Annotated in this window: 12 protein-coding genes; 8 read left to right on the plus strand and 4 right to left on the minus strand. The window is 69.5% G+C overall.

Annotated features, from left to right (window positions below; genetic code table 11):
• The first annotated feature begins 18 nt into the window (after positions 1–18).
• On the plus strand, positions 19–1425 hold the full coding sequence (locus tag ACTMO_RS0106835; RefSeq protein WP_051099216.1) for a GH1 family beta-glucosidase: 1407 nt from the start codon (positions 19–21) through the stop codon (positions 1423–1425).
• Positions 1426–1522: 97 nt separating this feature from the next.
• Here the strand turns inward: ACTMO_RS0106835 and ACTMO_RS0106840 are convergent, their stop codons facing one another.
• Positions 1523–2737 (minus strand): AGE family epimerase/isomerase, encoded by a 1215-nt coding sequence (locus ACTMO_RS0106840; RefSeq protein ID WP_019853929.1) that lies wholly within the window; start codon positions 2735–2737, stop codon positions 1523–1525.
• A gap of 417 nt (positions 2738–3154) precedes the next feature.
• On the opposite strand from ACTMO_RS0106840, the gene ACTMO_RS0106845 reads away from it, so the two are divergent.
• Entirely contained in the window at positions 3155–4180 is a 1026-nt protein-coding gene (locus ACTMO_RS0106845; protein WP_019853930.1) for a LacI family DNA-binding transcriptional regulator, read from the plus strand.
• Between the two features lie 697 nt (positions 4181–4877).
• Positions 4878–6176, plus strand: coding sequence for an MFS transporter (locus ACTMO_RS0106855; RefSeq protein WP_019853932.1), 1299 nt, complete (start codon positions 4878–4880; stop codon positions 6174–6176).
• Positions 6177–6305: 129 nt separating this feature from the next.
• Here ACTMO_RS0106855 and ACTMO_RS0106860 read toward each other — a convergent pair whose 3' ends face one another.
• From ACTMO_RS0106860 to ACTMO_RS0106870, 3 genes are all read right to left on the minus strand, one after another.
• The gene (locus tag ACTMO_RS0106860) at positions 6306–7322 is read right to left on the minus strand and encodes a LacI family DNA-binding transcriptional regulator (protein WP_019853933.1); all 1017 of its coding nucleotides are present in this window, start codon (positions 7320–7322) and stop codon (positions 6306–6308) included.
• Between the two features lie 184 nt (positions 7323–7506).
• Positions 7507–8901 carry a sugar porter family MFS transporter gene (locus ACTMO_RS0106865; protein WP_019853934.1) on the minus strand — a complete coding sequence of 465 codons (1395 nt, stop codon included), beginning with the start codon at positions 8899–8901 and terminating at the stop codon, positions 7507–7509.
• Between the two features lie 99 nt (positions 8902–9000).
• Positions 9001–11997, minus strand: coding sequence for a glycoside hydrolase family 3 protein (locus ACTMO_RS0106870; RefSeq protein ID WP_019853935.1), 2997 nt, complete (start codon positions 11995–11997; stop codon positions 9001–9003).
• Between the two features lie 312 nt (positions 11998–12309).
• Here ACTMO_RS0106870 and ACTMO_RS0106875 point away from each other — a divergent pair, with 312 nt between their 5' ends.
• From ACTMO_RS0106875 to ACTMO_RS0106895, 5 genes are all read left to right on the plus strand, one after another.
• On the plus strand, positions 12310–14310 hold the full coding sequence (locus tag ACTMO_RS0106875; RefSeq protein ID WP_019853936.1) for a glycoside hydrolase family 31 protein: 2001 nt from the start codon (positions 12310–12312) through the stop codon (positions 14308–14310).
• 63 nt (positions 14311–14373) lie between these two features.
• Positions 14374–15063 carry a GH12 family glycosyl hydrolase domain-containing protein gene (locus ACTMO_RS0106880; protein WP_033401506.1) on the plus strand — a complete coding sequence of 230 codons (690 nt, stop codon included), beginning with the start codon at positions 14374–14376 and terminating at the stop codon, positions 15061–15063.
• Positions 15064–15227: 164 nt separating this feature from the next.
• Positions 15228–15659 carry a hypothetical protein gene (locus ACTMO_RS0106885; protein ID WP_019853938.1) on the plus strand — a complete coding sequence of 144 codons (432 nt, stop codon included), beginning with the start codon at positions 15228–15230 and terminating at the stop codon, positions 15657–15659.
• A 245-nt stretch (positions 15660–15904) separates the two neighbouring features.
• Positions 15905–16660, plus strand: a complete 756-nt coding sequence (cas6e, locus tag ACTMO_RS0106890) for a type I-E CRISPR-associated protein Cas6/Cse3/CasE (protein WP_019853939.1) — start codon at positions 15905–15907, stop codon at positions 16658–16660.
• Positions 16661–16833: 173 nt separating this feature from the next.
• A complete protein-coding gene (locus ACTMO_RS0106895) occupies positions 16834–17820 on the plus strand; it encodes an LLM class flavin-dependent oxidoreductase (RefSeq protein WP_019853940.1) in 987 nt (328 codons plus the stop codon).
• Positions 17821–17851 lie beyond the last annotated feature (31 nt).

Below are 17851 nucleotides of genomic sequence, written 5' to 3' on the forward strand. Positions count from 1 at the left end.
AGAGGGTTCCGAGTGCCCGTGCCTGACGACGAGCGAACCGGTCCCGCGAAAGCGGGAGGACACGTTTCCGCGCCGTTCCCGGACGGTTTCCTCTGGGGCGCGGCCACGGCCTCCTTCCAGATCGAGGGTTCCACCGCCGCCGAGGGGAGAGGCAGCTCCATCTGGGACACCTTCTGTGCGCGTCCCGGCACCGTGGCCAACGGTGACACCGGCGAGCCCGCGGCGGACCACTACCGGTTGATGCCCGCCGACGTCCGGCTGATGGCCGAGCTGGGGCTGCGGGCCTACCGGTTCTCGATCGCCTGGCCCCGGGTGCGGCCCGACGGCGGGACCGTCAACGCGGCGGGGTTGGACTTCTACGACCGGCTCCTCGACGAGTTGCTGGAACACGGCATCGCCCCGTGGCCGACCCTCTACCACTGGGACCTTCCGCAGGCACTGGAGGACCGTGGTGGGTGGACGAACCGGGACACCGGCTACCGCTTCGCCGACTACGTGGACAGTGTGCTGGAACGCCTCGGGGACCGCGTGTCGAACTGGACGACGCTCAACGAGCCGTGGTGCTCGGCGTTTCTGGGATACGCCGCCGGTGTGCACGCGCCGGGGCGGACCGAGCCGTGCGCGGCCGTGGCGGCCGGGCACCACCTGCTGCTGGCCCACGGGGAGGGACTGGCGGTCATCCGTGAACGCGTCCCCCACGCCGGGGTGGGAATCACGCTGAACCTGTTTCCCGTGCGCGCCCGCGACCCGGCCGACGAGGCCGACGTGGAGGCCGCCCGCCGGGTGGACGCGCTGCAGAACCGCTTCTTCCTGGATCCGTTGCTGCGCGGTTCCTACCCGCGGGACCTGCTGTCCGATCTGGAACCCTTCGGTCTCGGTGAGCACGTGAAGACCGACGACGCCGAGCGGATCGCCGCCCCCGTGGACCTGCTCGGCGTCAACTACTACCACGACCACATCGTCACCGGTCGTTCGGGCGGCGGCCCAACCGCCCCGTCCCCCTGGGTGGGGGCGGAGTACGTGCGCTTCCCCGGCCGTGGTCTGCCCCGCACCGACATGGGATGGGAAGTGGTTCCGGAAGGGTTGACCGAACTGCTGCTCGGGCTGAACCGGGACTTTCCCGGTACGCCGTTGTACGTGACCGAGAACGGAGCAGCCTATCCGGACGTGGTCACCGCCTCGGGAGTGGACGACCCCGAGCGCGTCGCCTACCTCGAAAGCCATCTGGCCGCGGCCCACGAGGCCCTGCGAAGAGGGGTCGACCTGCGCGGGTACTTCTACTGGTCCCTGTTGGACAACTTCGAGTGGGCCGAGGGGTATGCCAAGCGTTTCGGACTGGTGCACGTCGACTACGCCACACAGCGTCGTACTCCGAAGGCCAGCGCCTACCGGTACGCCCGCGTGATCGCCGAGAACGGTCTGTGAGAGCCGGTGGGCCGGGACCCGGTGGTTTCCGTCCCGGCCCACCGGGCTCGGCCCGGCCGGTTCCCTCCGTGGGAGGCTTCCCGCCCCGAGGCTCGGATCACCGGGAGGCGAACAGCGCCCGTCGGGCGAGTACGGCCGGGGCGGGCGAGAGCGGAAGCGAGGGCAGCAACGCGGCCTGGTAGGCGTGGTAGGCGTCCGGTTTGCCCACCCAGACCGACTCGGAGAGTCGCCCGTCGGGCGTGACCTCGTGGAGCCAGCTGCCGTGTTCGGTGTCGACGTGGTGAGTGCGGGCGTAGTCCCAGAAGACCTCGTACCAGCGTGCGTAGCGTTGTTCACCGGTACGGTGGTACAGGGCGGCGGCCGTGAGCACGGCCTCGGCGACGACCCAGTGCATGCGTTCCCGCACCTGGGGGCGGTCCTGCCAGTCCAGGGTGTAGACGAAGCCGGGATGGCCGTCGGAGTTCCAGCCCCGTGTGACCGCCGAGTCGAAAAGCTGTTCGGCGTCCGCGAGCAACCACTCGGGGGCGGTGTCTCCGAGGGCGGCTTCCAACTGGACCAACAGCCGGGCCCATTCCAGCCAGTGCCCGACGGTGCCGCCGTGGGGACGGAACGGGTCTCGCGGTCGGTCGTGGTTGTAGTCGAGCACCGGCCGCCAGTCGGGAGTGAAGTGCTCGGGCAGCCGCCATTCGTGGGCGGCGGCGACCTCGTGGACGAGTTTTTCCGCGATGCGCAGCGCGCGCCGGTGCCAGATGGGGTCCTCGGTGACGTCGCCGGCGGCGAGGAAGGCCTCGACGAGGTGCATGTTGCTGTTGGCGCCGCGGTAGGACTCGGTGGTGTGCCAGCCTCGGTCCCAGCTTTCCAGAGCCAGTCCGACGTCCTCCTCCCAGAAGCGGGCGGTGACGGTGTCGAGGGCCTCGGTCAGCAGCTCCTCGGCTCCGGGTCGGCCCACGGCCGCGGCGCTGCTGGCGGCCAGGACCACGAAGGCGTGTTCGTAGGCCCCTTTGGTGTCGTCGGCGGTGCTGGTGTACCAGCCGCCGTGCTCCGCGTCGTGCAACGGGCCGCGTAGCGCGGCGATCCCGTGGTCGGCCAGCTCCGCCGTGTCACCGTCCCCGAACCCGTGGGCCAGGCTGAACACGTGGGTCATGCGGGCGTTGATCCAGGTGGCCAGGGGTTCGCGGGAGGCGAGCCCTCCCGAGGCGTCCAGCCAGCCGAATCCTCCTCGCGGAACGCGGGCCGCGGTGGCGAACTCGACGATGCGGCGGCGTTCGGTGGCCAGCGGGTCGTTGGGCGCGGATGTGTGTGGGTCGTTCACTGTGTCTCCTCGACGGGAACCGTCGTCGATGGCGGGTTGCGGTGCATCGCGCGTGGCGGTGTCCGGGGCGTCGGGGGAGGCCGGGGTCCGCCGGGAGTGCTGCGCCGAGACGGATCGGTGAGCGGTGTTCGTGACGAGGGGGAGGGTGGTCTCCCCAAGACGCGGGACGAGGCTGGACTGTGACGCACGGAACCTTCCACAGGTGGTGTTCGGCGGTGCCCACACGACAGGCCGGTTGCCGGTGGGCTCAACCCGTGAGGTCTGCGTCGTGTCCGCGTCGCGGACGCGTGAGGGACTCTAGGGGGCGGTGCGCCCTCCGTCAACATCGCCCCACGTCTCACGAGCGGCGTGGGCGGGAAGAGGGGCGAACCCCTTAGCCTGGGGCGGGAAAACCGGTTCAGTGATGGGAAGTCGTTGATGGCAGGCAAGCGTCCGACGATCTCGGACATCGCCCGTGAGGCCGGGGTGTCGACCGGAGCGGTCTCCTACGCGCTCAACAACCGTCCGGGGGTCTCGGAGTCGACCCGACGGCGGATCCTGGAGATCGCCGAACGGCTGGGGTGGGCGCCCAGCAGTGTCGCCCGTTCGTTGACCGGCGGGCGGGCCAACGCCGTGGGGCTGGTGGTGGACCGCCCCGCGCGCGTGTTGGGGGTCGAGCCGTACTTCATGCAGCTCATCTCCGGTATTCAGGACGCGCTCGCCGACGGGCCGACAGCCCTGTTGCTCCAGGTCACCGACGACAGCGCCGCCGAGCTGGCCGCGTACCGGCGCTGGTGGGCCGAGGGCAGGGTCGACGGGGTGCTGCTGGTGGACCTGCGCACGGAGGACCCCCGGCTGACTCTGGTGCGGGAACTCGGCATGCCGGCCGTGGTGCTGGGCGAGCCCGCCGCCCAGGACGAGCTGCCCTGCGTGTGGACGGACGACGAGGCGGCGGTCGTGGAGGTGCTGGAGTACCTCGTCGCGCTGGGACACCGGCGGATCGTACGGGTGGCCGGCCCGGAGGAGTTCGTGCACACCCAGACGCGTTCCGCGGCGTTCACCGACGCGGCGCGGCGGCTCGGTCTGGAGGAGGCGCGTATCGTGCCCGCGGACTACTCGGACGAGGCCGCCGCGCGGGTGACACGTCGGGTGCTCACAGGGGGGCGGGCTCCCACGGCGCTGGTGTTCGACAACGACGTGATGGCGATATCCGCGCTCGGGGTGGCCCAGGAACTGGGGATCGCGGTGCCGGAGCGACTCTCGTTGGTCGCCTGGGACGACTCGTCGCTGTGCGAGCTGGTGCGACCGGCGCTGTCCGCGGTCCGTCGGCCGATCGCCGAACGCGGGGCCGCCGCCGTCGGGTTGTTGCTGGAGATCCTCTCCGGGGGCTCACCACGCAAGGTGAAGACCTCGGATCCGGAACTGGTTCCCAGGTCCAGCACGGGCCCGGCCACCCCGCGGTGAGTTCGGTGCCCGCCCGGGCGGGCACTCTTGACACTTAACCGCTTAACTGGTGAGCTGTTCCCGCACCCGGACGGACGCCGGAGTGGTCTGCGTCGTCGGTGTGGTCGTCCGGGCGTCCACCGGCCGCCGGGGAGGGGTATGTGAGAACACGGTTCTCCCGTCCGGAGAGATTTCCGAAACCGTCGTTTCCGGCTCGTCGTGACCGGTGACGGCCGGGGCCTTCAGTGCGCGTTTTTCCGTCACCTCCGTTCGACGTAACCGTGCTTCGCTGCGAGGAATTCGATCGGACGGTGTTTTCGGGTGGTTCCGTTTCCGTGGACGGACCGGGGCCCGCCGGATTGTCCGGCGGGTGGCCTAACCGTCCTGATCGGACGGAACCGTTTCGCGTCGTCAGCGCCCACCTGTCGGTTCGTGGGTTCGCCGTGTCGGCAAGAACGGCCACGCACCGGCGAACTTTTCCTTGACGTCACCGTCGAGGTATGGCGGAATACTTTTTCGAAACTGACGGCGAGGAACGGGGAAAAGAACCTGCTCCGGTTTCTCCCGGATTCGTTGGTCCGAACAATTCGGGGCATCCCGTGAAGTTCCGCCCCGACAACGACCGGAGTTCGCGAACGAGGACGTGGACACCGGACTCTCTCGGGCACGACGAGTGACCCCCGCACCCCTACCGCATCGTTCACGAGGAATTCCGCACATGTATCCACCGCGGACACCGGAGACACCCCCGGAGGAGGGGGAAAGCGGTCCCGACCGGACAGCCCGCCTGACCGGACAGCACGTCGGCCCAGGATTCGTCACCCGCTACGTGCTCGCCGTGCTCGGACTGTGGACGGCGCTGCTGACCCCCTCCTCCATCACCCTGGGACTGCGGATCGCCGAGCTCGACCCCGAGGGCAAGGCCGGTTCCCTGGCGACGGTCTCCGGGGTGGGGGCCCTGGTGGCGCTGGTGGCCAATCCCGTCTTCGGCCGTCTCAGCGACCTGTCCACCTCACGTTGGGGACAACGACGTCCCTACATGGTGGGAGGGATGGTCTTCGGCGCCGTCTCGCTGACGGTGATCGGTTGGGCTCCGAACGTGTTCCTCGTCGGCCTCGGATGGTGCCTGACCCAGCTCTGTTTCAACGCCGCGCTGGCCGCCCTGATGTCGTTGCTTCCCGAGCGGATCCCCGAGAACCGTCGGGGAACCACCTCCGGACTGCTGGGCATCACCAACCAGGTGGCTCAGGCGATCGGGAGCTATCTCGTCGCGTTCACCGGCACGGTCGGCCCGACGATGTTCCTCGTCCCCGCGGCGGTGGGGATCGTACCGGTGTTGGTCTTCGTCGTGTTCCTGCGCGAGGTTCCCAGAACGAGGGAGGAGCTACCGGACCGGACCTGGGCGGACCTGTTCACCAGCCTGTGGATCAACCCGGTCCGACACGCCGACTTCGCCTGGGCCTTTCTCAGCAGGTTCCTGATGCACACCGCCATAGCCCTGCTGACCACGTACAAGACGTACTTCCTCATGGACCGGCTCGGTCGCACCGCTTCCGAGGCCGCCGAGATCCTGGCCTGGGCGATGCTCGTGCTGGCCGTCGGAGTGGTGGTGGGAAGCCTGGTCTGCGGCTGGTGGTCGGACCGCGTGGGCAGGAGAAGGATCTTCGTCGGGAGTGCCGCGTTCCTGTTCGGGATCGGGATGGTCGTGATCGCGTTCTCCCACAGCCTGGCCGGGTTCGCCGTGGGAGTCGCGATCGCCGGTGTGGGCCAGGGGACCTACGCCGGTGTGGACTACGCGTTGGTGGCCCAGGTCCTGCCCGACAGTGACACCGCCGCCGCCAAGGGGATGGGGGTGTTCAACATGGCCAACTCCCTTCCCCAGACGGTGGGGCCGCTGATGGCGCCGATGCTTCTCTCCCTCGGTGGAGGGCAGAACTACACCGCGCTCTACCTCGGCGCGGCCGTGTTCGCCGCTTCCGGTGCCGTGGTTCTCCGGTTCATCCGCGGTGCCGGGTAGCAGTGCCGAAAACGGCCGTTCGACGACACGGCGCGCTCGAAGCCTCGCCGCCCGGATCGCGGACAGCGCGGTGCGGCCCCTCGTCGAAGGATCCGGAGAAAGGATCCCCGAGGACACTTCCCTCGTGGCCTACGAGACGGTGGGCGGCGGTGGGGCGGTGCTGCGTCCCGGCACGAGACGGGGCGAGAGCAGGCGAACCTCGGCGGAGGCGGTTCCCTCCAGCTCGCGCATGGTCATCTCCACCGCCGTCCGACCGATCTCGTCGGAGGGCAGCGGCACCGTGGTCAGTGGAACCGGCCAGTTCGCGGTGGTCTCCCCGGGACCGACGGCCACCACCGAAACGTCCTCGGGAACTCGCCGTCCCCTGCCACGCAGTTCGGACAGCAGGGAACCCAGTACCGCTTCGTTGTGCACCACCAGTCCCGTGGGCTCCGGTCGTTCGGCGAAGATCCGGTCGAGGCACTCGCACACCCCCTCGTAGGAGGGCGGGCACGGACGGCTGACGGCGTGGGTGTTCCGTTGCCGCGCGGCCGTGGTGAACCCGTCGAGGAACCGCTCGGCGAAGCTGGTCCCGCGTTCGTACACCGCCGGGGAGGGGCCGACCAGCGCGATGCGCTCGTGCCCGAGTTCGGCCAGGTGCTGCACACAGCGTCGCGCCGCCGCGGAGAAGTCCAGATCCACACAGGACAGGCTCCCGGGGTCGTCCGGCAGTCCGACCAGCACCGCCGGGCAGGGCAGCGAGTGCAACACCGGAACCCGTGGGTCCGTCGTCTCCACGTCCATCACCAGCAGCGCGTCGGCCGTGGCCGAGTTCGCCACCCGACGAAGTCCCTCGGGGCCCTCGTCGTTGGTCAACAGCAGCACGTCGTGCTCGTACCTCCGTGCGGAGGTGACCACCGAGGTGACGAACCCCATCAGCACCGGCACGTCGATGTCCGGGCGCAGCGGCATGACCAGGCCCAGGACGTTGGTGCGGCTGCTGGCCAGCGCCCGGGCCCCCGCGTGCGGGTGGTAGCCGAGCCGGCGGACGCTGTCCTCCACACGACGCCGCGTCTCCGGCGAGATCGACCGTTTGCCGGAGAGCACGTAGGAGACCGTGCTGGAGGAGACCCCCGCGTCCCGCGCGACGTCGGCGATGGACACCATCTCGTCCTCCCGGCACGAGTCCCGAAGCGCCTCGAACGAAGTCCGGGGCGAAGTCACACCCCCACCCGTCGGTGTGGTCCGCTCCGACGGGGTGGGCGAGCAGAGCACCGCCCGGCCCGGCATCCTACTCCGCCTTCCCGGCCTTTCCGCGCTCCGTGCGTCCGGACCGGCGGAAACGGTGGGGTCAGCTCCCCCGTGTCGGAGACGGCGGATCCGAGGTGGTCACGTCCTCCTCCAGGTTCTCCAGGCTCCTGCCCGTCGTCTCGGGAACGAAGGAGCGCACGAAGAAGAAGGACACCACGCAGAACACCGCCAGCAGCAGCATGGACGACGCCTGTCCCACCCCGACCAGCAGCACGGGGAAGACCAGCGAAACCAGGAAGTTGCTGGCCCAGTTGCTCCAGGTGGCCAGCCCCTCGGCGGGCCCACGGATCCGCAGCGGGTAGAGCTCGGGAAGCATGACCCACACCACCGGGCCCCAGGTGGCTCCGAAGGAGCTGATGTAGGCGGTCAGACAGACGATGGTGATCACGCCGATGGCCGTCCCCGAAGCACCGACGAGCAGGGTCAACACGCCGAGCACCGTGAGACTGACGCTCATGCCGACACTGCCGGCCAGCAACAGTCGCTTGCGTCCCAGTCGGTCGGTGTAGCGCACCGCCACCAGGGTGGCCAGCATTCCGATCACCCCGATGCCGACCTGTGCCGCGATCGAGGCGCTGTTGCCCATGCCCAGCTCGGTGAGCGTGGTCGGGGCGTAGTACATGACGGTGTTGATGCCGACGAACTGTTGCAGCACGGCCAGCCCCAGCCCGATCTTCAGGGCGGGTCTGATCCAGGGGGAGGTGAGGTCGCGCCATCCGGCCTGCTCGCGGCTCTGGCGTTCGGCCGCGCTGATCTCGGCCTGGGCCTGCTCGATCTCCTCGGGACGGTGGGTGCGCCGCAGCACTCTCCGGGCCTGCTCGGTCCGGTTGTGGCTGGCCAGCCACCGCGGGGTCTCGGGCATGAACAGCATGCCGACGAACAGGGCCACGGCCGGGATCACGGCCAGACCGAGCATCCACCGCCAGGCGCCCCAGGGGGAGAGCAGGTAGTTGACCGTGTAGGACAACAGCAGTCCCACCGAGATGGAGAACTGGTACAGCGAGGAGAGGGTGCCGCGGATCCGTGTCGGGGAGATCTCGGAGAGGTACATCGGCACCACCACCGAGGTGAGTCCCACCCCGAGGCCGATCACGAACCGCGCCACCACCAGGATGGTCACGTCCGGGGTGAACGCGGCGGCGAGTGATCCGACGGCGAAGACCACCGCCGCGACCAGCGTCATCGGCCGACGTCCCAGCCGGGCGGCCAGACTCCCTCCGAGCAGCGCCCCGACCATGGCCCCCACGAGCAGGGCGCTGGTGACCACTCCCTGCATGAAGGCGTTGTCGGCGATGCCCAGCGGCCCTTTCAGGTACAGCAGTGCTCCGGAGATCACCCCGGTGTCGTAGCCGAACAGCAGCGCTCCGATCGCGCAGACCGCCGCCGCCACGTACACGGACCGCCCGTCGGCCCGGGAGGTTTCCTGTGTGGTCATTGGTGTCGTCCTTGCGTCGCGTCAGCGGGATGGCCGGGCGGATCGTGTCCGGACCGCCGGGCCGAGGAAGAGCCCTGTGGAGCGGAGAACGAGGTCCCGCTACCGCCCGAACCGGAAGGAGGCGAGGTGGACCGGCCCGTGGAGGACCAGGTAGAGGTCGCGGCGCCCCTGCGCCCGCGCCAGGCTGGTGTGGACCGTGCGGTAGGAGTAGCGGTCCCCGGTGTTCGGGACGGTGATGGTGCCCAGCTCGTGACCTCGGGGGGTGTCCAACCGGACGGTCACGCTCGCCGGAGCGGAGGAGCCCTTGGACAGCAGCGCGGTGAGCTCACCCGGAGTCGTGCCCAGGTCCGTGTCGCCGAAGAGGATCCACCCGTCGGTGTCGGAGACGGTGACCGCCGTGCCGCCGTCCTTGCTCCGGTCGGTCAGGGTGATGCCCGCGTAGTCGTCGAAGTCCACGGCTTCCGTGGTCCGGTGCGGGTCGCGCGGTGGGATGGTCTCCCCGCGCACCAGCAGTGTCCGCCGGGCGCGGATGTCGGTGCTGGAGGAGCCGAGCAGGAACTCGTGGGGGGACTCTTCGACCACCCACCGGCCGCGGGTGACGTCCCAGTGCGCCAGTTCGGAGGCGTGCACCGTGAAGCTCACCGTCCGCTGCCCCGCCGGTTCCAGCCGGATCCGTCGGAAGGCACGCAGTCGTCGTGGTTGTGGGTTCCGGGAGCGGAGCTGGTGGGTGTAGAGCTGGACTACCTCCTCACCGGCGCGTGATCCGGTGTTGCGGACACGTACGTGCACCCGCACGGTGCCGTCCCCGTCGATCACGTGCGCACTCAGCCGTGCGTGGGTGTACTCGAAGGTGGTGTAGGACAGGCCGTGCCCGAACGGGTACAGCGGCGGGACCGTGGAGTACTGGTAGGTGCGGGCGGACCTGATGACGTCGTAGTCGAGGATGTCCGGCAGCTCCTCCGCCGTGCGGGGCCAGGTCTGGGTGAGTCGCCCCGCCGGATCGGCCTCGCCGAGGAGAACGTCGGCCAGGGCGTTGCCGGTTTCCGCGCCGGCGTGGGTGGTCCACAGGATCGCGGGCAGGTGCTGCTGGGCCCAGGTGATCGTGGTGGGGTAGCTGTTCTCCAGCACCAGGACGGTGTTCGGGTTGGCCCGGTACACCCGCTTCACCATCGCCTGTTGCCCGGCGGCGAGGTTCGTGTCCCGGCGGTCGTCGTTCTCCCCGCCGTTGATGAGCGGCATACTGCCGGCCACCACGACCGCGACGTCGGCGTTCTGCGCCGCCTCCGTCGCCTCCGCGACGCCGTCGACGACCACCTCGCGGGTGAACACGGTCGCCGACTCCGGGGAGGAGGCCGAGACGGTCAACCGCCCGTTCGGTTCGGCGACGACGTAGCCGCCTTCGCCGAACCACGGTTCGGAGGCGTCGTTGCCGGCGTAGACCAGCACGTGGCCGCCTTCGTGGGCCACCAGCCGGAACTGCTGTCGTACGTACCATCCGTGGGGCTGTTCCGCGTCGTTGACCAGGGTGCGCTCCTGGGTGCGGGAGACGTAGCGGCCGTTGGAGACGGCCCGCAGCGTCACGATCCGTTCGCCCCAGTCGAAGACGTCGAAGAGGGTGGTGGCGTCCTCGGCCGTGGTCAGCTCCAGGGGCCGTTCGGCGGGGCCCGCGGTGACGCGGCGCCCGTCCGCGGCCCGCAGGGCGATCCGGTCCACTCCCTCCTTCGAGGTGACCGTGGTGTCCTGCCCGAGCGCGGCGCGGAGGCCGCGTGACGGTGTCACCTCGTAGGGAAGGGAGCCGGAGTACCAGTCGGTGTAGAGGGTCTCGGCGAGTTGGCCGAGCACGGCCACCCGGTTCACCCGCCCGCGATCCAGGGGCAGGGTGCCGTCCTCGTTCTTCAGCAGCACCATCGCCTCCGTGGCGGCGCGTCGGGCCAACGCGCGGTGTTCGGGACTGTCCACGACCTCCTTGCCGATTCCCCCGTACGGACCGCCGTCCGGGTCGAACTCGCCGAGCCGGACCCGCAGGTCCAGGATGTTCCGCACGGCCTCGTCCACGTCGGGGACGGTGAGCAGCTCCTCGGAGAGCGCGTCGCTGATCGCGGTGATCGTTGCCGTCGGGTCGGTGTCGTCGACGGTGAAGCTGTCCAGCCCGGCCTTGAGGATCGCCGCGTCGGCCTCCGACTGGGTGGTGTAGTAGTCCTGGGCACCGGTGAGGTTGTTCGGTCCGCCCGCGTCGGTGACGTTGCACAGTCGACGGGGTGCCCAGCCGCGCAGTACCTCGTCGAAGTCGGGGTGGACGGTCATCGGTCTTCCGTTGACCAGGTTGTAGGCCGACATGACTCCGGTGACCGCCTCCGCCGACAGCGCCGGGCGGAAGGCCTGTTCGTAGTACTCGTGTTTGACCCGGGGTGGAAGCGTGACCGAGGTGGTGTGGCGGTGGGTTTCGTTGTTGTTGGCCAGGTAGTGCTTGAGGACGGGGGCCGCGCGTAATCGTTCGGGATCGTCACCGCGGACGCCGCGTCCGTAGGCCGTGGAGATCACTCCGGTGAGGTGGGGGTCCTCGGAGTATCCCTCCTCGTTGCGGCCCCATCGGGGGTCGCGCAGCAGGTTCACCGTCGGTGCCCACAGTTGCAGGCCCCAGACCTCGGGGTTCTCGGCGTGGTAGCCGCGTGCCTCGGTGCCGACGGCCGCCCCCACGCGTTCGACCAGTTCGGGATCCCAGGTGCTGGCCAGGCCGATGGCCTGGGGGAAGACCGTGGCCGTGGCGGTGACCACCGCCCCGCCCGAGTTCCGGTCGTTCGACCAGGCCAGCCCGTGCAGGGCTTCGGTGCCGGTTTTGAACGGGGCGAGCCCCAGGCGGGGGATGGCCGGTTGGTACTGGTGCAGCAGGGAGATCTTCTCGTCGAGAGTCAGTCTGCCCAGCAGGTCCTCCACGCGGTGATGCGGCGGCAGCGTCGGGTCACGGAAACCGGGTGTCGCCGGTGCCGCCTCGGCGCGGCGGGGAAGGTTACCGGCCAGGGTCGACCCGGCCGCGGCGGTGAGAGCCAGCGACAGCACACGGCGGCGGGGGATCGGGTTCGGGGGAACCGAGCACATGGACGCGAAACACCTCCGGAAGTGTCGAAGAGAAATCGAATCGCTTCGACGATTATTCGACCGATTCGTGCTTATCCGGGAGCGATGGAGGAGACTGTGACACCGAACGACCTTCCGGTCAACAGCTCTTTTCGAGTGCTTCCTTGTGACGTCAAGATGTTTCTCAGAGCTGTTCTTGTGTTCTTCGTCGCCTCGCTCTAGCGTATTTCGCACCGGATCGTCGATGCGCTTCGACGCATCGAGGTACCACCATGTCGGGAACACCGGGGACGTGGCCCGGCACGGTCCCACCGCGATGACGAGGAGTCGGTGATGCTGGAGAGCCGCGAGGACGGACGGGTGCTCGAAGTGCGGGTGCGGCACGAGGTGATCCGGATCGAACCGTGGGGACGGGACAGTCTCCGGGTCCGCGTGGCACGGCACCGGGTCACCGACGACGTCCCCGGTGCTCTCCTGCCTCCGGAACCGGTCGTCGTGGACACCGAGACCGGCCCGGACGGTGGCCGGATCGTCAACGGGGCACTCGCCGCCGAGGTCGAGCTGGTGCCCACCGACACCGGCGTGGTCGCGGTGCTGACGTTCCGGCGTGGTGACACCGGTGAGGAACTGCTGGCCGAACAGCGCGCCCACTTCTGGTGGCCGGGACCGCGGCTGTTCCTGGGACAGGACGGCGGTTACGGCAGATGGGAACAACGCTTCCACGCCTACGAGGACGAGAAACTGTTCGGCCTCGGCCAGCACCCGCACGGCAGGCTGGACCAGAAGGGGTTGGTGCTGGACCTGGTGCAGCGCAACGGGGAGGTCTCGATCCCGTTCCTGGTGTCCAGCCGGGGCTACGGTCTGCTGTGGAACATGCCCGGAACCGGACGGGTGGAACTGGCCGAGAACGGAACGCGGTGGGTGGCCGACTCGGCACGGCGGATCGACTACTGGGTGACGGCGGCCGAGACCCCGGCTGGGATCCTGGAGCGCTACGCCGAGGCCACCGGTCGTCCGCCCCTGCTGCCCGAGTGGGCGAGTGGTTTCTGGCAGTCGAAGCTGCGCTACCGCGACCAGCGGGAGCTGCTGTCGGTGGCCCGCGAGTACGGACGGCGCGGACTGCCGCTGTCGGTGATCGTGGTGGACTTCTTCCACTGGACCCACCTCGGAGACTGGAGGTTCGACCCGGACGAGTGGCCGGACCCCGAGGGGATGATCCGCGAACTCGCGGACATGGGCGTCCGGCTGCTGGTGTCGGTGTGGCCCTCCGTGAGCCCGCTGAGCGAGAACTTCCCCACCATGCGCGACAACGGCATGTTGGTGGACACCGAACGCGGGGTTCCGGTGCACGCGCCCTGGCACGACAAGGGGTTCGGTACGGAGCTGCCGGTCGCCTTCCACGACCCGACCAACCCGGAAGCCCGGGAGTTCGTGTGGGAACGGGTCAAGCACAACTACTACGACAAGGGGGTTCGGGCGTTCTGGCTGGACGCCTGCGAACCGGAGCTGCGACCCGGCCACCCGCACAACCTGAGCTTTCACACCGGACCGGGAGCCGAGGTGGTCAACATGTACCCGCTGGAGCAGGCCCGCGCCTTTCACGAGGGCAGTCGTGCCGCGGGGGACGAGCAGGTGGTGCTGCTGTGCCGCTCGGCCTGGGCGGGCAGTCAGCGCTACGGCGCCGCCCTGTGGTCGGGGGACATCCCGGCCACCTGGGAGTCGCTGCGGGCCCAGGTGCGGGCTGGCCTGAACACGGCGCTGTCCGGGATCCCCTGGTGGACCACGGACATAGGCGGATTCCACGGTGGTGACCCAGACTCGGCCGAGTACCGGGAACTGCTGGTGCGCTGGTTCCAGTACGGGGCCTTCTGCCCCCTGTTCCGCCTGCACGGCGTGCGGGAGCCGCGACCGCCGTTCGGCCCGGACATGACCGGCGGACCCAACGAGGTCTGGTCCTACGGCGAACAGACCCTGGAGCTGATCACCGAGACGCTGTGGCTGCGCGAACGACTGCGGTCCTATCTGGGCGAACTGATGCGCGTGGCCCACGAGACGGGCCTGCCGCCGATGCGTCCACTGTTCGTCGACTTCCCCCATGACGAGCGGGCCTGGCGGACCGCGGACTGTTTCATGTTCGGCCCGGACCTGCTGGTCGCCCCGGTGCTGTATCCCGGGCGGCGGGTTCGCGAGGTTCACCTGCCCGAAGGGGCCGTGTGGACCGAGGCCTGGACCGGAACCGAGCACACGGGGGGAACCGTGGCCCGGGTGGACGCCCCGCTGGAGCGGATCCCCGTTTTCCTCCGCGACGGCGCCGAGGTGCCGGTACGCGGTTGAACGGGCTTTCCGACGCGTCGGGACGCGCCGGAAGTGGAAGAGAACCGACAAGGAGGCAGGAGAATGCGATTACCCAGGGCTGCCGTGGTGCTCGTGGCGCTGCTGGCGACGCTCGGACTCGGAGGCGGGACGGCCTACGCGGCCGCCTGGTCGTCGTCGGAGAAGTTCGCCACCTGGTCCGACAACGGCTACCTCGTGCGCAACAACATCTGGGGCAGCGGCGTCGGGTCCCAGACGATCTGGGCGAACTCCTACAGCGGTTGGGGAGTGTGGGCCGACCACCCCGACACGGGCGGGGTCAAGTCCTACCCGCACTCGGCTCGGCCGATCGACGAGCGGATCAGCGAGATGGACACGCTGACCAGCGAGTTCGACGTCTCCGTCCCCGAGGGGGGTGCCTACGCCACCTCCTACGACATCTGGGTGGACGACCACGGCTACGAGATCATGCTGTGGATGAACCAGCACGGTCCCGTCGGACCGATCGGCTCCCGGGTGGACACCACGGAGGTCGGCGGTCACACCTGGGACGTGCACCGGGGCTCGAACGGCTACAACGAGGTGTTCTCCTTCGTCCGTCACGGTGACACGAACGCGGCGACGGTGGACATCAAGGCGGTGCTGGACTGGATCGTCCAACAGGGATGGTTCAGCGCCGAGGAGTCGGTGCACGAGGTGCAGTTCGGGTTCGAGATCACCTCCTCGCCCGGAGGTATGGACTTCGTCAGCAACCGGTACTCGGTGACCTCGTAAGCGAGAACGACGCCGACGGTCCGGTGACGTGGAGGCCGTCACCGGGCCGTTCCCGGGCATCCGATCCCGTGAAACGGCCGTGTTCCCGGGGTCGGAGCGGGGCCGAGCACGCTAGTGTGACGGAACCACCGCGTGAAGTCGTCCCGAGGGAGGGGTGGGCTGGCATGGACACGTGGTCGCCGACCGGGTGGGCAGCGGTCTACGACACACAGGTCGAGGGGCAGCAACGGAGGAGTTTCGTCCCGGTGCAGCGGTGGGGCCGGGACGGGGAGCCGCTGGTCGTCGAGCACACCGAGCGCCACTGTCTGGTCGACGCGCGGACCCTGGAGGGGTTCGTGGGGGTGGACGTCTGTGCCCAGGTGTCCGGGATGAGTCCGGCCGCCCCCGGTTGGTCGGTGTCCATCAAGTATCCGGGTGGGGACACCGAGACACGCCCCGTGGCGGCCTGGGTGCTGGAGTCGGACGGCTCGGCGCTGCCGATGGTGCCCGAGCACGAACACGACGGCCCGGTGACCGGCCTCATCGCCGCCGGGGAGGACATCGTGGACGAATACCGGGTGCAGTGCTCGATCAACATCGTGCCGCCGCAGAACTGACCCCGGTGCGTCGGCTCCGCCGGTCGGCAGTGCGGAGGTTGTTCGTCACATCGACCGCGAGACCGGTCGGGTCGGCGGTCTGGCCGCAACCGCATGGAACTCGTGGAACCCGCCCCGAAGGGCGGGCGGAGACACTATGATCACGAACGGCGGGTTCGGTGCCGTCGAACCGGTCGCTCGTGCCGGTGCGGTGGTTCGGGCCCGTGTCTTCCACGCGGAGTCGTTCTGCTCGTTGGGGGCCGAGTGTGCCTTTCCTGTCCCGGATTCGTATCAACCCGTTCCGTGAGCACAGCCGCAGGTTGCTGAGCAACCCCCGCAAGATGCACGGGGCCGTCCTGGGGGGAGTACCGGACTTCTCCACGGACGAGCGAGTGCTGTGGCGGCTGGACGGGGGCGGGTCCCACCGTCCCGAGCTGGTGGTGCTCACCGTCGACGCCCCGGACTGGTCACATCTGGTGGAACAGGCGGGGTGGCCCGGAGCGGAGGGCCGGCACTACACCGTGCGGGACTACGGCCCGGTGCTGGAGGAGTTGAGTGAGGGCCGAGAGTTCGCGTTCCGGGTGACGGCCAACCCCGTGCAGAACGTCCCCCGTTCGGACGAGTCCGTTTCCGAGGGGGCGGCGAGTGCTCTTCCTCGGCGGCAGCGTGGTCGCCGGACGGGCTGTCGCACTCCCGCCGCGCAGCGCGGATGGTTCCTGGAGCGGGCACAGCGGTGGGGTTTCGAGGTGCCGCACTCCCCGGGGGAGGGCGACGGGGAGGACGCCGCGCAGCGGTGTTCGCCCGAGGTGCGCATCACCGACCGGAGGCGGCACTCCTTCCCCAAGAACGGACGCGGTCCCCACGTGGTGCTGAGCACGGCGACGTTCGAGGGGCGGTTGCGGGTGCTCGACCGGAACCTGCTCGCCAGCACCCTGCTCTCCGGGATCGGTCCGGGCAAGGCCTACGGGTGCGGCCTGCTCACCCTGGCGAGGCCGGAGGACACCCGCTCCGGTTGTGCCTGAGCTCGGACACGGTTGCCCCGCGTCCCTTCCCTCCTGCGAGCTGTTCCGAGCCGGGGAGTGTGATCCCGGCAATACCGGGAATACCTCCGTCAGGCGAACGCGTTCGACCGACTGGCCGGAACGCAGCGGCGGCAGGTACCGCTGCGGTACTCGCGCGGAGGGGTGCGAAGCACATGAGTGTCCCACTGTCCGTCCTCGATCTCGCCAACATCGGCAGGGGAGAGACCCCGGGCGACAGCCTGCGGGCGAGCATCGACCTGGCACAGCGGGTCGAACACTGGGGGTACCGGCGTGTCTGGTACGCCGAGCACCACAACATGCCGCGTATCGCCTCCTCGGCGACGAGCGTGATCATCGGGCACATCGCCGCGCACACCAGCTCGATCCGTGTCGGTGCCGGGGGTGTCATGCTGCCCAACCACGCCCCGCTGACCGTGGCCGAACAGTTCGGCACCCTGGAAACCCTGCACCCCGGGCGTATCGACCTCGGCCTCGGGCGGGCGCCGGGCAGTGACCAGAAGACCGTGCGGGCGCTGCGCCGCGACCCGCAGGCCGCGGACAACTTCCCGCAGGACGTGCGGGAACTGCAGGGCTACCTGGGGGAGCAGTCCCTGGTGCAGGGGGTGCGGGCGATTCCGGGGCAGGGCACCGGCGTGCCGCTGTACATCCTCGGTTCCTCACTGTTCGGGGCCAAACTGGCGGCCGCGCTCGGGCTGCCGTACTCGTTCGCCTCGCACTTCGCGCCGAACGCGCTGGAGGACGCCGTGGCCCTCTACCGCCGCCAGTTCACCCCCTCCGAGCAGCTCTCCGAACCCCACGTCATCGCCGGGGTCAACATCATCGCGGATGAGGACGCCGAGCGGGCCCACGAGCAGTTCCGGGCCGCCAAGCGCAGCAGGTTGCGGCTGCTCACCGGCCGCGACCTCACGCGGGAGGAGGCCGACATGGCCCTGGAGTCCCCGGCGGGACAGCAGGCCCAGCAGATGCTCACCTACTCCGCCGTGGGGACCCCGGAGGAGGTGCGGGAGTATCTGGACGGTTTCGCCGAACACGCCCGGGCCGACGAGCTGATGGTCACCTCGATCGCCCCCGACCGTCAGGTCTGGCTGCGGTCCTTCGAACTGACGGCCGCGGCCACCGGCATGGTCACCGCGGCCTGAGGTCGGGCATCGGCGCCCTGTCGGTGATACT

This window comes from Actinopolyspora mortivallis DSM 44261 (assembly GCF_000384035.1).
In the GTDB taxonomy this organism is placed as follows: domain Bacteria; phylum Actinomycetota; class Actinomycetes; order Mycobacteriales; family Pseudonocardiaceae; genus Actinopolyspora; species Actinopolyspora mortivallis.

Coding starts and splice junctions, on each gene's coding strand:
- ACTMO_RS0106845 (WP_019853930.1), top strand. CDS start 3,155: ATGGCAGGCAAGCGTCCGACGATCTCGGACATCGCCCGTGAGGCCGGG.
- ACTMO_RS0106855 (WP_019853932.1), top strand. CDS start 4,878: ATGTATCCACCGCGGACACCGGAGACACCCCCGGAGGAGGGGGAAAGC.
- ACTMO_RS0106860 (WP_019853933.1), bottom strand. CDS start 7,322: ATGGTGTCCATCGCCGACGTCGCGCGGGACGCGGGGGTCTCCTCCAGC.
- ACTMO_RS0106865 (WP_019853934.1), bottom strand. CDS start 8,901: ATGACCACACAGGAAACCTCCCGGGCCGACGGGCGGTCCGTGTACGTG.
- ACTMO_RS0106870 (WP_019853935.1), bottom strand. CDS start 11,997: ATGTGCTCGGTTCCCCCGAACCCGATCCCCCGCCGCCGTGTGCTGTCG.
- ACTMO_RS0106875 (WP_019853936.1), top strand. CDS start 12,310: ATGCTGGAGAGCCGCGAGGACGGACGGGTGCTCGAAGTGCGGGTGCGG.
- ACTMO_RS0106880 (WP_033401506.1), top strand. CDS start 14,374: ATGCGATTACCCAGGGCTGCCGTGGTGCTCGTGGCGCTGCTGGCGACG.
- ACTMO_RS0106885 (WP_019853938.1), top strand. CDS start 15,228: ATGGACACGTGGTCGCCGACCGGGTGGGCAGCGGTCTACGACACACAG.
- ACTMO_RS0106895 (WP_019853940.1), top strand. CDS start 16,834: ATGAGTGTCCCACTGTCCGTCCTCGATCTCGCCAACATCGGCAGGGGA.